Source organism: Litchfieldella anticariensis FP35 = DSM 16096, assembly GCF_000409775.1.
Lineage (GTDB): Bacteria > Pseudomonadota > Gammaproteobacteria > Pseudomonadales > Halomonadaceae > Litchfieldella > Litchfieldella anticariensis.
In genome coordinates, this window is the sequence record NZ_KE332377.1 from 618,046 (window position 1) to 631,382 (window position 13,337).

13 protein-coding genes and 1 tRNA gene are annotated in these 13,337 nt (G+C 56.7%); 11 read left to right on the forward strand and 3 right to left on the reverse strand.

Going from position 1 to position 13,337, the window contains the following annotated elements:
* Window positions 1–4 precede the first annotated feature (4 nt).
* The 6 genes from hrpB (at window position 5) to L861_RS02835 (ending at window position 7,503) form a co-directional block, all read left to right on the forward strand.
* Window positions 5–2,446, forward strand: coding sequence for an ATP-dependent helicase HrpB (gene hrpB, locus L861_RS02810; protein ID WP_035567723.1), 2,442 nt, complete (start codon window positions 5–7; stop codon window positions 2,444–2,446).
* Between the two features lie 134 nt (window positions 2,447–2,580).
* On the forward strand, window positions 2,581–3,981 hold the full coding sequence (locus tag L861_RS02815) for a c-type cytochrome (protein ID WP_016415039.1): 1,401 nt from the start codon (window positions 2,581–2,583) through the stop codon (window positions 3,979–3,981).
* Between the two features lie 3 nt (window positions 3,982–3,984).
* Window positions 3,985–5,745: a cbb3-type cytochrome c oxidase subunit I gene (locus L861_RS02820; protein WP_016415040.1), complete on the forward strand. Its 1,761-nt coding sequence runs from the start codon at window positions 3,985–3,987 to the stop codon at window positions 5,743–5,745.
* The gene (locus tag L861_RS02825) at window positions 5,742–6,410 is read left to right on the forward strand and encodes a cytochrome c oxidase subunit 3 (protein WP_016415041.1); all 669 of its coding nucleotides are present in this window, start codon (window positions 5,742–5,744) and stop codon (window positions 6,408–6,410) included. The genes L861_RS02820 and L861_RS02825 overlap by 4 nt, the downstream gene beginning before the upstream one ends.
* Before the next feature lie 15 nt (window positions 6,411–6,425).
* Window positions 6,426–7,136, forward strand: coding sequence for a heme-copper oxidase subunit III family protein (locus tag L861_RS02830; RefSeq protein WP_016415042.1), 711 nt, complete (start codon window positions 6,426–6,428; stop codon window positions 7,134–7,136).
* Between the two features lie 49 nt (window positions 7,137–7,185).
* Window positions 7,186–7,503 carry a cytochrome C oxidase subunit IV family protein gene (locus L861_RS02835; protein WP_016415043.1) on the forward strand — a complete coding sequence of 106 codons (318 nt, stop codon included), beginning with the start codon at window positions 7,186–7,188 and terminating at the stop codon, window positions 7,501–7,503.
* Between the two features lie 109 nt (window positions 7,504–7,612).
* On the opposite strand, the gene L861_RS02840 is transcribed toward L861_RS02835, so the two are convergent.
* Both L861_RS02840 and L861_RS02845 read right to left on the reverse strand, forming a co-directional pair.
* A tRNA-Pro gene (locus tag L861_RS02840) sits at window positions 7,613–7,689 on the reverse strand.
* A 294-nt stretch (window positions 7,690–7,983) separates the two neighbouring features.
* A complete protein-coding gene (locus L861_RS02845; protein ID WP_016415044.1) occupies window positions 7,984–8,352 on the reverse strand; it encodes a hypothetical protein in 369 nt (122 codons plus the stop codon).
* Window positions 8,353–8,522: 170 nt separating this feature from the next.
* Here L861_RS02845 and L861_RS24000 point away from each other — a divergent pair, with 170 nt between their 5' ends.
* From L861_RS24000 to L861_RS02865, 5 genes are all read left to right on the forward strand, one after another.
* On the forward strand, window positions 8,523–8,696 hold the full coding sequence (locus L861_RS24000; protein ID WP_016415045.1) for a DUF2970 domain-containing protein: 174 nt from the start codon (window positions 8,523–8,525) through the stop codon (window positions 8,694–8,696).
* A 151-nt stretch (window positions 8,697–8,847) separates the two neighbouring features.
* Window positions 8,848–9,966: a cytochrome c oxidase subunit II gene (gene coxB, locus L861_RS02850; RefSeq protein WP_016415046.1), complete on the forward strand. Its 1,119-nt coding sequence runs from the start codon at window positions 8,848–8,850 to the stop codon at window positions 9,964–9,966.
* Window positions 9,967–10,017: 51 nt separating this feature from the next.
* Entirely contained in the window at window positions 10,018–11,649 is a 1,632-nt protein-coding gene (ctaD, locus tag L861_RS02855; RefSeq protein ID WP_016415047.1) for a cytochrome c oxidase subunit I, read from the forward strand.
* A 54-nt stretch (window positions 11,650–11,703) separates the two neighbouring features.
* Window positions 11,704–12,270, forward strand: a complete 567-nt coding sequence (locus L861_RS02860) for a cytochrome c oxidase assembly protein (RefSeq protein WP_016415048.1) — start codon at window positions 11,704–11,706, stop codon at window positions 12,268–12,270.
* Complete coding sequence (locus L861_RS02865) at window positions 12,267–13,127, forward strand: cytochrome c oxidase subunit 3 (protein WP_016415049.1); 861 nt, start codon at window positions 12,267–12,269, stop codon at window positions 13,125–13,127. The genes L861_RS02860 and L861_RS02865 overlap by 4 nt, the downstream gene beginning before the upstream one ends.
* A gap of 9 nt (window positions 13,128–13,136) precedes the next feature.
* On the opposite strand, the gene L861_RS02870 is transcribed toward L861_RS02865, so the two are convergent.
* Window positions 13,137–13,328: a DUF2909 family protein gene (locus L861_RS02870; protein WP_016415050.1), complete on the reverse strand. Its 192-nt coding sequence runs from the start codon at window positions 13,326–13,328 to the stop codon at window positions 13,137–13,139.
* Window positions 13,329–13,337: the final 9 nt, after the last annotated feature.

The window sequence follows — 13,337 nt, forward strand, 5'->3', positions numbered from 1 at the left end:
TTTGGTGGTTGCGGTCGAGACGCTTCCCATCGATGCACGACTTGACGATGTGCGTCAGGCGCTGCGTGAGTATTCGCAGGTACTGCTGGTGGCGGAACCGGGCGCCGGCAAGACCACCCGTGTGCCTCCTGCATTGCTCGACGAACCCTGGTGCCGGGGAGGTAAATTGCTGCTGCTCGAACCGCGGCGTGTGGCCGCCCGCCTGGCAGCTCGTTATATGGCTGAGCAGCGCGGTGAAGCGGTGGGCGAAAGTATCGGCTACCGCATGCGAGGTGATAGTCGAGTCGGGCCAACGACCCGCATGGAGGTCGTGACGCAGGGTGTGCTGACCCGCATGCTGCAGGACGATCCCATGCTCGAAGGTGTAGCAGGTATCGTTTTCGACGAATTCCATGAGCGCAGCCTCGAGGCCGATCTCGGTTTGGCACTGGCACTGGATGTGCAGGAGGGGCTGCGCGAGGACCTGAGATTACTGGTCATGTCGGCGACCCTTGATGTCGAAGCATTGCGTTCCGTGCTAGGGGATACGGCACCATTGATCGAATGTCCGGGACGTGCCTTTCCGGTTGAAACCCGTTATCGACCGCTTCACCGCCGTGGAGATACTACCGAGCAGCAGGCCGTCGTGGTTCGCGAGGCGTTGGCCGAGAATGAGGGCGATCTGCTGGTATTTCTGCCGGGAGTGGCGGATATCCGGCGCCTGGCTCGCAACCTGGCAAGGTTGCCCGAGACTGTCGTGGTACATGAACTGCATGGACGAATGACGTTGGATGCCCAACAGCGAGCACTGCGCCGCGATACCCATGGGCGCCGTCGGATCGTGCTGGCTACCGCGATCGCAGAGTCGAGCGTCACGGTAGATGGTGTGCGCACTGTGATCGATGCCGGTTTCGAACGTGTGCCAGTGTTCCAGCCGCGTAACGGTATGACCCGCTTGGCCACCCAGCGCCTCAATCGTGCTAGTGCCGATCAGCGCCGTGGGCGTGCCGGACGCCAAGCCCCAGGGAGCTGCTATCGGCTGTGGGCCGAAGAGCAGCCATTGCCAGCCCATGGCGAACCAGAAATCGTGCAGGCCGACTTGTCGGGTCTGGCATTCGAACTGGCGCGCTGGGGTGTCAAGACTCCCGAGGACTTGCCTTGGATAACACCACCTCCCACGTCTGCCTTGGCAGCCGGGCGTAACTTATTGCAACGTCTGGGCATCCTGGATGAAACACACTCCTTGACCCCGCTGGGGCGCGCCTGTGCCCGCTGGCCGACTCACCCGCGACTGGCAGTGATGCTTGAACGTTCCGAGGAGTGGCAGGCGACTCCGTTGGCATGCTGGTTGGCGGCGCTGTTGGAAGGGCGTGACAGCAGCGATGAGAGTGATTTTGCCGTGCGTCTGGCGCGACGTCCCGATGCTCGAGCGCAGGGAGCGGAGGGCCAGTGGTATCGCGATGCCCGCCGCTTGGCCGATCTGGCCGGTTGTCGTCTGGATGTCGAGGGCGTGACTCCGCTAGGAGAATTATTGGCGCTGGCCTATCCCGAACGCGTGGCGCAACGAATCGAACCGGGGCGCTTCAAACTGGCTAGCGGTGGCCAGGCGGTTCTGGACCCGAAACAGGCATTGGCACATGCCGAGGCGCTGGTGGCGGTGGAACTCGATGGGCAGACGCGGGAGGCGCGGATTTTTCGTGCTGCCGAAGTCGCGCTGTCCCGTCTAGAGGCTCTGTTCCCCGAGACACGCCATTGGCAAGCACGCCTTGAGTGGTTGGAGAATGAAGGTCGCTTGCAAGGCGAGGAGGTTCGCGCCTTGGGTGAATTGATCCTGGAGCGCCGGCCGCTGTCCAGGCTCCCTGAGGATGTCGTGCAGAGTGCGCTAATTCAGGCCTTACGTAAGCGTGGAAGGCTTCCCCTGGATAATGATGCCGAGCAACTGCAAGGGCGGATTGCACTGCTGCGTCGCGAGTTAGGCGACACTTGGCCTGACTGGTCGACGGAAGCACTACTCGACAGCTTGGAAACGTGGCTGGCGCCGCATCTGGTGGGAATTTCTCGACTCGATGCTGTCGAGCGCCTGCCCATGGCGCGCCTGCTGCTTGATGCGCTGGCGTGGTCGCAACGCCAGGCCCTCGACGAATTGGCGCCCACTCACCTCCAGGTGCCAAGCGGCTCCCGAATACGTCTCGACTACCGTCGCGAAGAACCGGTTCTGGCTGTCAAACTGCAAGAATTGTTCGGCTTGGGAGAGACACCGCGCGTTATTGGCGGTCGTCTGCCGGTGGTGTTGCACTTGCTGTCTCCAGCGAGACGCCCGTTGCAAGTGACTCGCGACTTGGCGAGTTTCTGGGCCAATGGCTATCCCGAGGTCCGCAAGGACATGCGGGGGCGTTACCCCAAGCATCCATGGCCGGATGACCCGACGACGGCTATACCGACCGCCGGAAGCAAGCGTCGTTGGTGATGATTGCGTGCCTTGCTTTGGCCACCATTGTGGCCCGGTGCAAGGTGGCATGTTCCATGAGCCATCACTATATTGAGGAGCAACTGGCACTTTTTTTGACGGGACTTCCGCTGGGTGCCTAGGGGGAGCGGCCTATGGCAATGGCGATTGTCTTGATCGTTTTGGCACTGGGGTCGGTCGCCTTTTATTTTTTTAGCCCCTGGAACCTGACGCCCCTGGCATCTAACTGGGGGGCTATCGATGGCACCATTGACATCACTTTCTGGGTAACGGGCGCGGTGTTCGTTGCGATCAACCTGTTCATGGCCGTCGCCATCCTGCGTTACCGTTACAAGCAACATAAGCGCGCCCACTACCAGCCTGAAAACAAGAAACTCGAGGCTTGGCTCACCGCACTTACCACGATAGGTATTGCAGCGTTACTGGCACCGGGTTTGTTCGTTTGGGGAGCGTTCGTTACGGTGCCGGAGGACGCGCATGAGGTCGAGGTGATCGGTCAGCAATGGCACTGGAGTTACCGTTTCCCCGGGGAAGACGGGGAGTTTGGTGCGGTTCGCATGGGTTTGGTCGGCAACGGTAATTTCTTCGGAGTCGATCCCGAAGATTCCCGTGGCCAGGATGATGTCCTCGTCCAGAGTCCACGAGTGTTGCTTCCCATCGATCGTCCGGTGAAAGTGACGTTACGTTCCCGAGATGTCCTTCACAATTTCAAGGTCCCACAGTTTCGCGCCAAGATGGATGCGATACCGGGACAGGCATCCTATTTCTGGTTTACGCCTACCAAGCTTGGTGAATTCGAGGCCGTTTGCGCTGAACTGTGTGGCGTTGCGCATTTTGCCATGCGCGGCAGGGTAGATGTGGTAGAACAGGCAGCTTTCGATGATTGGTTGGCCGAGCAGCCTACTTTTGGCGACTTGGCTGCCCGTGAACCGGGGGATACCGAGGCCGGAGCGGAACTTTACGTTCGCTGTGTCGCCTGTCATGGCCCACAAGGCGGGGGACAGCAGGCCACCAACGCGCCACGGCTTGCTGGCCTGGATGCCGGTTATCTGACACGACAGTTGCATAATTTCCGTGATGGAGTGCGCGGCACCCATGACGGAGATCGCTTTGGTCAACAGATGCGTGCTTTTGCCATGTCGCTGCAGGGAGAGGGCGATATCAGGGATATTGCCGCCTATATCGAAACCCTTCCTATTGAGCCTGCCCGTTCAACCATCACGGGCGATGCCCAGCGCGGTGAGCGGCTTTATCGGACCTGTGCCAACTGCCATGGAGCACAAGGCCAGGGGATGCCGGCATTCAATGCCCCACGACTTGCCGGTATGAACGACTGGTATCTGGTCAGGCAATTGCATCATTTCAGAGATGGCATTCGTGGTCGTCATCCGCAAGATATCTATGGCAGTCAGATGGTCGATATGGCGCAGATTCTGGTCGACGATTCCGCTTTGCGCGACGTGGTGGCGTACATTAGCAGTCTTTCCGAGGCACCGACGGTGACAGGCGGTGATCAGGGGAGCGAAGAGGGGTGAGCCATGGGTGAACGTGAGTACGATGCAGGGTCCTATGTGCCCCCTGCGGAAGTCGAGGAGATGGAACTCGTCCATCCCAAGACGTTCATCGGCAAGTACATCTGGAGCCAGGATGCCAAGGTCATCGCCATCCAATATGGCATCACGGCTACTGCCATTGGTCTGGTCGCACTGGTGTTGTCGATCTTGATGCGATTGCAGCTCGGCTTTCCGAACAGTGTATCGCTGATCGATCCCAGCAGTTATCTGCAGTATGTCACCATGCATGGCATGATCATGGTCGTCTATCTGCTTACGGCCCTTTTCCTTGGGGGGTTCGGTAATTATCTGATCCCGCTGATGTGTGGGGCTCGGGATATGGCCTTTCCCTATCTCAACATGATCAGCTACTGGGTCTATCTGGCCTCGGTGTTGATCCTGGTGGCAGGTTTCTTCATCCCGGGAGGTAGTACGGGGGCCGGGTGGACCCTGTATCCCCCACAAGCGATCAACCCAGGCACGCCGGGTGTCGATGGGGGCATTATCTTGATGCTGGTGTCGCTGGCGGTGTTCATCATCGGGTTCACCATGGGCGGGCTGAATTACGTCGTCACCGTGCTACAGGCGCGTACCCGCGGAATGACACTGATGCGGTTACCGCTGACGGTCTGGGGTATCTTCATGGCCACCGTCATGGCATTACTGGCTTTTCCCGCCTTGCTGGTCGCGGCACTGATGATGTTGCTGGATCGACTTCTGGGTACCAGTTTCTTCATGCCGGAAATGCTGTCGATGGGAGAGACCGCCCAGCGTGAAGGGGGAAGTCCGTTGCTGTTCCAGCACCTGTTCTGGTTCTTCGGTCACCCCGAGGTATATATCGTAGCGTTGCCGGCCTTCGGTATCGTTTCCGATCTGATTGCGACCCATGCGCGCAAGAATATCTTTGGTTACCGCATGATGGTCTGGGCGATCATCATCATCGGTGCATTGAGTTTCGTGGTCTGGGCGCATCACATGTATGTCAGTGGCATGAATCCCTATTTCGGCTTCCTGTTCGCCACGACGACACTGATCATTGCCGTGCCAACGGCAATCAAGGTCTACAACTGGATACTGACCCTATGGCGGGGCAATATTCACATGACGGTACCGATGCTGTTTGCCATCGGCTTCCTGTTCACGTTCGTCAACGGTGGTCTCAGCGGCCTGTTTCTCGGTAACGTCACGGTCGATGTACCACTGTCGGATACCTACTTCGTTGTCGGTCATTTCCACATGGTGATGGCCGTTGCGCCGATTTTGGTGATCTTTGGTGCCATCTATCACTGGTATCCCAAGATAACCGGGCGCATGCTCAACGATACTCTGGGCATGATTCATTTCTGGGTCACATTCCTGGGCACTTACGCTATCTACTATCCCATGCATTTCATTGGGCTCGAGGGCGTACCACGGCGGTACTTCGCCTATGGTGAGACCACTTTCATTTCCGATTCCGTCCAGGCCCTGAATGCGGCGATCACCATTGCGGCGATTATCGTGGCGCTGGCTCAATTGCTGTTCTTGTTCAACTTGGCCTGGAGCTACTTCCGTGGTCGAGAGTCGGGGCCAAACCCTTGGCATGCCACAACGCTGGAATGGCAGACTCCTCACACGCCTCCGCGCCATGGCAACTTCGGAGAAGAACTGCCGGTCGTCTATCGCTGGCCCTACGATTACAGCGTACCCGGGGCGAAACATGACTTCATTCCGCAGAATGTTCCTCCGGAGGAAGTCGAACGATGACCATCACACTGATATTGCTGGCCCTAATAATGGTGACATTCGTTGGTTGGTTGTTCAGTCAATCGATCAATGTGAAGCCATGGGTCGCCGAAACGGGCAAGACCCAACTGCCGTCACCGGTTCCGCACTTCTTTACGGCTCCGCGGGTGGGACTGATGGTGTTTCTAGCGGTTGTTACCTCAGTATTCGCCTTGAGCATCAGCGCATACATGATGCGGATGGAGATGAGTGGTGACTGGCGATCGGTACCGGAGCCAGGACTGCTCTGGTTGAATACTGCTTCGCTGGTTCTTGCCAGCGTGGTACTGCAAATCGCCTGGCGTGCCGCTACGCATGGTAACCGGCAACGTCTGCAGCGGTTTTTGATAATGGGGGGAGTCCTGACGATTGTTTTCGTCTTGGGACAATTCGTCGTTTGGCAGCAACTCAGTGCCGGTGGGTATTACATGGCGACGAACCCTGCCAACGCCTTTTTCTACATGCTGACGGCGTTGCATGCTCTACACCTGCTTGGCGGCTTGGCAGCTTGGGGACGAACCGTAGCCAGGTTGCGCGGTGGCGCCGGGTTGGCACGTGTCCGGGCGAGTGTCGAACTCTGTACCTTGTACTGGCATTTTTTGTTGGTGGTTTGGATCGCGGTATTCGGCCTGATACTAGCGACTTGATGGGAGGACGGCGCAATGGCGGATTCGACTCCTCGTGGTCCGACGTTGGAACCTGGCTGGAAAGGCTTTGTTTCCGACTGGGCTTCCGACCAGCGAGTCTTCAAGAATGTCCCTTGGGGCAAGGCAATGATGTGGATATTTCTGCTCAGCGATATCTTCATCTTTGCCTGTTTCCTGGTCGGTTATATGACGGTGCGAATCTCCACCACCGAACCCTGGCCGGATGCCGGGGAAGTGTTCGCCTTGCATGTTGGTGGTCAGAACGTACCGCTACTGCTGATTGCCATCATGACGTTCATCCTGATCAGTAGCAGCGGCACCATGGCTCTGGCGGTCAAGTACGGTTATGAAAAGAATCGTCGTGCGACCACCATCCTGTTGTTGTTGACCGCTTTGCTTGGGGCCTCCTTCGTAGGCATGCAAGCATTCGAATGGACCAAGCTCATTAGCGAGGGCGTCAGGCCTTGGGGGAACCCTTGGGGGGCCGCTCAGTTCGGGGCCGCATTTTTCCTGATTACCGGCTTTCATGGTACGCATGTCACCTTTGGCGTGATTTTTCTGATCATCATGTCAATCAAGGTAGCGCGAGGGTCATTGGCTACCGGTCGCCCTGGCTTTCTGACCAAACGCAAGGGGCGTTATGAAATGGTCGAGACATTAGGGCTTTATTGGCACTTCGTTGACTTGGTCTGGGTCTTCATCTTCGCGTTCTTCTATCTCTGGTGAAGTGCCGAAACACCATCGCGCGCGGTGGTTGAGTACTCAGGAGGGCGATATGGCTCATGCGGAAGCTCAGCAACACCCCCTTGGCATCTATCTGTGGGTATGGTTGGCGTTGTTCGTGCTTAGCGTATTTTCTTATCTGGTGGACTATGTCGGCTTCGAGAGCTACCTGAAATGGTTTCTGATCACGCTGTTCATGCTCTTGAAAGCTGGCCTGATCATCGCCGTGTTCATGCATATGGTTTGGGAGCGGCTGGCGATCATCTGTGCGATTCTGGTTCCGCCAGGCGTGTTGCTGGTTCTCATGCTTTTGATGGCGCTGGAAGCCAACTATACCTTGTTCAGTCGGTTGGAATATTTCCTGCGCTAAAGAATGGCGTATGTTTCAACCCCACAGGGGGATCTCGCTCTCTTTCTCCTGCCAACGAAAAAACCGCCACTCGGAGTGATCCGTAAGTGGCGGTTTCTCTTGCTATTCCTGGTCGGAGCGACTGGATTCGAACCAGCGACCTCTGCAACCCCATTGCAGCGCGCTACCAAGCTGCGCCACGCTCCGCACCGAGTTCTCGAAACTATGCTTATCCGAACTATGCTTATCCGAACTATGCTTGTCGGCAAGCTGTGTCCCAAGAACGAGGCGTATCCTACCTTGAGCCGCCGGAAATGAAAACCCCTTTTTGCGCTTTTCATTCAAGTGCTTGTTGGAACAAGGCGGTATGATGGTGGGGAAATGAATGAAATGGGGGCGCTTCTGTTCGGGGGAGCGGAGCAGGGAAGGGAATGGTGTATTACGAAGAGGGGTAGCGCGATGTGCAACTACCCCTTTGCTGCTCATACATGGCAAACGTCATCAAATCTCTTCCCATAACTTCTGTCGGAACTCGCTCGATAGCTCGGCGACTTTTCCCATCCGTGAGAGGTGCGCATTGGCCACTTCCTTGACCATATCGTTATAGCACTCGCCGAGCATGGCGGGGTTCTTGAGTGACTCCTGCTCCATGAAGCATTTGGCCATCCGTTCACTGGACGAGGCGCAGGCCATCAAGAACTCGGCCTCGTGATGCATAGCGTCGCTGACGGTTTCCATCCATGCCAGCTGCATGCGAGCCATGGGAGTTGCAGCATCCATCCAATGTTGCATCCACCATTCGATGACTGGCTGAGAGGCTTCCAGTACAGGCTCAGAGGCAGAAGCAGCGCTGTGCGTTGCGGTTGGCATGATGAGATCCTCACTATGGTGTCAAGTGCATCCATGAGTATAGTGGGCGAGATTGGCCACGATTGTTGCGAATCGTTTCCGCGCACTGTTTTCTTGATGTGCGACAAGCTATGAGCAACACAGTTGCGGCGCGTGGCCCTACGATCCTTGCTTTGCACGGGAGTCAGCCAATGTGGGAAGTGATCAAGTCAGTATTGGCAGCATTCTTCGGTGTGCAGAAAGAACGGCAACGTCAGCACGATTTTCAGCATGGCAAACCAGGGGCCTTCATCGCGGTGGGTATCGTCATGGCGGCAGTACTAGTGATGCTGGTAGCCGCCGTAGCCATCATGGCTGCTCGCTGATGGTGGCAGGCCTTAGCGTTGATACTTTCGTTTAGCAAACCGATGAGCGAGCTTGTCATCGAGCTTGCAATCCTTTTCTATAAGCGTTAAAGACACGCCTAATATTGCCTCACAGCCGCGTGGCTGGCACGACAATGACAAGGAGGGGCCGATGCGCAAGACGCTCGCTTGGATAATGGGGGCGGGATCTTTCCTGGGATTGGCGTCATCAACCCTGGCCAATGGCTGGAACATGCCGGCAGGTGTTACTGATGTCAGCCGAGAGATCTATTCACTGCACATGACGATTTTCTGGATTTGTGTAGTGATTGGCATCGTAGTATTCGGGGTGATGTTCTATTCCCTGTTCCGCTATCGTCGCTCACGTGGCGCCAAATCTGCCAACTTTCACGAGAACACGTCCGTCGAGGTGGTCTGGACGGCGGTTCCTCTATTGATCCTAGTGGGTATGGCGTTGCCGGCTACCGCGACGCTCAAGAGGATGTACGATGCCTCCGAGGCTGATCTCGACGTCATGGTGACCGGCCAGCAATGGCGTTGGCATTACGAATATCTGGGCGAGAACGTGTCTTTTACCTCGAGCCTCAGTACGCCTCGGAGTCAGATCAATGGGGAAGAGGAAAAAGGCGAGAACTATCTGCTCGACGTGGACCAGCCTCTGGTGTTGCCCGTTGGCCGCAAGGTGCGGTTCCTGATGACGTCCGATGACGTCATTCATTCGTGGTGGGTTCCTGATCTTGCCGTCAAGCAGGACAGCATTCCTGGCTTCGTCAACGAAAACTGGGTTCGTATCGAAGAGCCGGGAATCTATCGCGGGCAATGTGCCGAGCTGTGCGGCAAGGACCATGCCTTCATGCCGGTCGTCGTGCGTGCGCTGGAAGGTGATGAATTCGATTCTTGGCTGGCAGAGCGCCGGAAAGAGGCCGAAGCCGAGGCCAGCGGTGTCGATCGTGAGTGGAGTATGGATGAACTGATGGAGCGTGGTGAGCAGGTGTATGGGGCCATTTGTGCAACTTGTCACCAGCCGGATGGATCGGGAGCCGAGCCAACCTTCCCCGCTTTGGCGGGTAATGAAGCGCTTCTCAATGATCGTGACCGTCATATCGATGTGGTACTGAACGGTGTCTCCGGAACGCCAATGGCAGCCTTCCGCAGTAACTTGAATCCTGTGGAGCTGGCAGCCGTCATCACCTATGAACGAAATGCCTGGGGAAATGAGAGTGGGGATGTGGTGCAACCGTCGGAAATTCAGGCGCTGCTCGAGCAGTAGCGCATGGCGGGACGTTCCTCTGGGTATTCTTGACAGGATAGGAGATTGCCGATGGCCTCGAACTTGCCACCCAAACCGACTCTCGAACACAGCACCACAACCAGTGGTGGTCTGGCGCATGAGCATCATGAGCGCCCGCGTGGAATGTTGCGTTGGCTGCTGACTACCAATCACAAAGAGATCGGTACGCTTTACCTGATCTTCTCATTGACCATGTTCTTCATCGGCGGCATTTTCGCGCTGGTGGTGAGGGCCGAACTCTTCCAGCCCGGGCTGCAACTCGTGCAACCTGAATTCTTCAATCAGATGACCACCATGCATGGATTGATCATGGTGTTCGGTGCCGTCATGCCTGCGTTCGTGGGCTTAGCCAATTGGATGGTGCCGCTGCAGGTGGGGGCGCCTGACATGGCCCTGCCTCGACTAAACAACTTCAGCTTCTGGCTGCTTCCGGTGGCCTTTACCCTACTTTTGTCGACCCTATTGATGCCGGGAGGCGGTCCTAACTTCGGCTGGACTTTCTACGCGCCGTTGTCGACGACCTATGCACCGCCATCAACGACTTTCTTCATTCTCTCGCTCCACATGGCAGGGATCAGCTCGATCCTGGGTGCCATCAACATCATTGCTACCATTCTCAACCTTCGTGCCCCCGGCATGCGCCTGATGGATATGCCGCTGTTCGTATGGACATGGCTGATCACGGCATTCCTACTGATTGCGGTAATGCCGATTCTTGCCGGGGTCATCACCATGATGCTGATGGACATCAATTTCGGCACCAGTTTTTTCAATGCTGCAGGGGGCGGGGATCCGGTGCTGTTCCAGCATCTCTTCTGGTTCTTCGGGCACCCCGAGGTCTATATCATGATCCTGCCGGCGTTCGGTATCGTGTCGGCGATCATTCCCACCTTTGCCCGCAAACCGCTATTCGGATATGCCTCGATGGTCTATGCCACAGCATCCATCGCCATTCTGTCGTTCCTCGTCTGGGCGCATCACATGTTCGTTGTCGGCTTGCCGCTGGTGGCTGAATTGTTCTTCATGTTCACGACCATGCTGATTGCGGTACCCACGGGAGTGAAGGTGTTCAACTGGATCGCCACGTTGTTCCAAGGTTCGATCACCTTCGAGACTGCCATGCTGTTTGCGCTGGCCTTCGTGGTGTTGTTCTCCATCGGTGGGTTTTCCGGGCTGATGCTGGCCATCGCGCCGGCGGATTTCCAGTACCACGACACCTATTTCGTGGTAGCCCATTTCCACTATGTGCTGGTTCCTGGCGCTATTTTTGCCATCATGGCCGGTGTCTATTACTGGTTGCCCAAGTGGACGGGCCACTACCCCGATGAACGCTTGGGGCGCTGGCACTTCTGGATGTCAGTCATTGGTGTCAATCTGACGTTCTTCCCCATGCACTTCTCGGGGCTAGCCGGCATGCCGCGGCGTATACCCGACTACGCACTCCAGTTCGCTGATTTCAATATGGTATCCAGTGTCGGCGCCCTCATGTTCGGTGTCTCACAGTTGCTGTTCGTATGGGGTGTCATCAAATGTGTCCGCGGTGGTGAAAAGGCCCCCGCCAAGGCCTGGGAGGGGGCCGAGGATCTGGAGTGGAGCGTACCCAGTCCAGCTCCCCTGCATACGTTTGACACACCACCGGACTTCAAGCCGGTTACTCACTGACAGCACCCGTTATCAAGGCGCTGCCAATTCCAGGCAGCGCAGGGGAGTCACGCCATGAACCCGGTACAGCGTACGGTCTTTCGGACAGTGCTTGCCTTGATGGGAATGTTCGCCTTTGCTTTTGCTTTGGTGCCCCTCTATGACGCCTTTTGTCAGGTCACGGGTATCAACGGCAAGGTAGGTGATCAGCCGCGTTCGATCGCCAACGAGGAGGTGGACACCTCGCGCTATGTGACGGTGCAATTCATCACTCGTTCTGGAAAGGGAATGCCTTGGCAATTGGAGGTGGAGCATCGTCAGATGCGTGTACATCCCGGCCAGCCTACCGAAGTCAATTTCGCTTTCAGCAATAATAGCGGCAAGGCCTTGACAGGACGTGCGGTACCGAGTGTGTCGCCCTCTCAGGCTTCCCTGCATCTGCGCAAGGTTCAGTGTTTCTGCTTTGAGGAGCAGCATCTGGAGGCTGGAGAGCGTCTGGAAGCGCCGCTTGTCTTCCAACTGACGCGGGATTTGCCTCCCGACATCAATACGGTAACCCTGGTCTATACCCTATATCCCGTGACGGACTCCCAATCACAGCTACAGGCACAGACATCGCCTGTTCGAGGAGGTGGCGTATGAGTGGTGGCAGCTACTACGTTCCTGAAAGCAGCAAATGGCCGGCGTTGGGTTCCCTGGCAGTGGGTACCATGATGGTCGGTCTCGGTGCATTGCTGGTGCATGGTCGAGGTGCGCTGGTCATGACGCTGGGGCTGGTTGCCGTGCTGTCCGTCATGTACCTGTGGTTCCGCGATGTGGTGCATGAATCGCGTCGAGGTCTCTACGATGCTCAGATGGATCGTTCTTTCCGCTGGGGGATGGGGTGGTTCATCTTTTCGGAAGTCATGTTTTTCGCTGCTTTCTTCGGCTCATTGTTTTACGTGCGTACCTTCGCTGTCCCTTGGCTGGATGGAGAGGGAGCCAAAGGGGTGGCGGCATTGCTGTGGCCGGATTTCACCGCAAGCTGGCCATTGCTGAACCCTCCGAGTGCTGATATCAGTGGACCGCACGAAGCGGTCAGCCCTTGGCAGTTGCCATTGGTCAATACGTTGTTCCTGGTCAGCTCCAGCATCACCTTGACCATCTCTCATGAAGCCCTGAAAGAAGGCTATCGGCTAACGGCAAGAAACTGGCTTATCGGCACCCTGGTTCTTGGAATATCCTTCCTCGTGGTGCAAGGGTTCGAATACTACGAAGCCTATGCTCATTACGGTCTTACCCTGCAAGCAGGGATTTATGGCTCGACCTTCTTCCTGTTGACCGGGTTTCATGGTCTTCACGTCACCATTGGTGCCATCACGTTAGCGGTAATGCTAGGCCGTATCATCAAAGGGCATTTTACTCGTGACGATCACTTCGCCTTCGAGGCTGCTGCCTGGTACTGGCACTTCGTCGACGTGGTATGGATCGGTCTGTTTTTGTTCGTCTATGTATTCTGACCCGTCACCTCAATTGCCGAGATCGCCGAGGTAGAAGCCATACAGCAGCAACGCGATCAATAAACTGGCCAAGGCGACACGCACCTTGAGCGATATCAGTACCCGACGTGAACGACTATGGTCGCGTAGCAAGAATCCTGCGCCTGCCGCCAGACTGGTGAGCATGGCGAGAAAAACCAGGGCGATCAACGCTTTTAGCATGAGGGACTC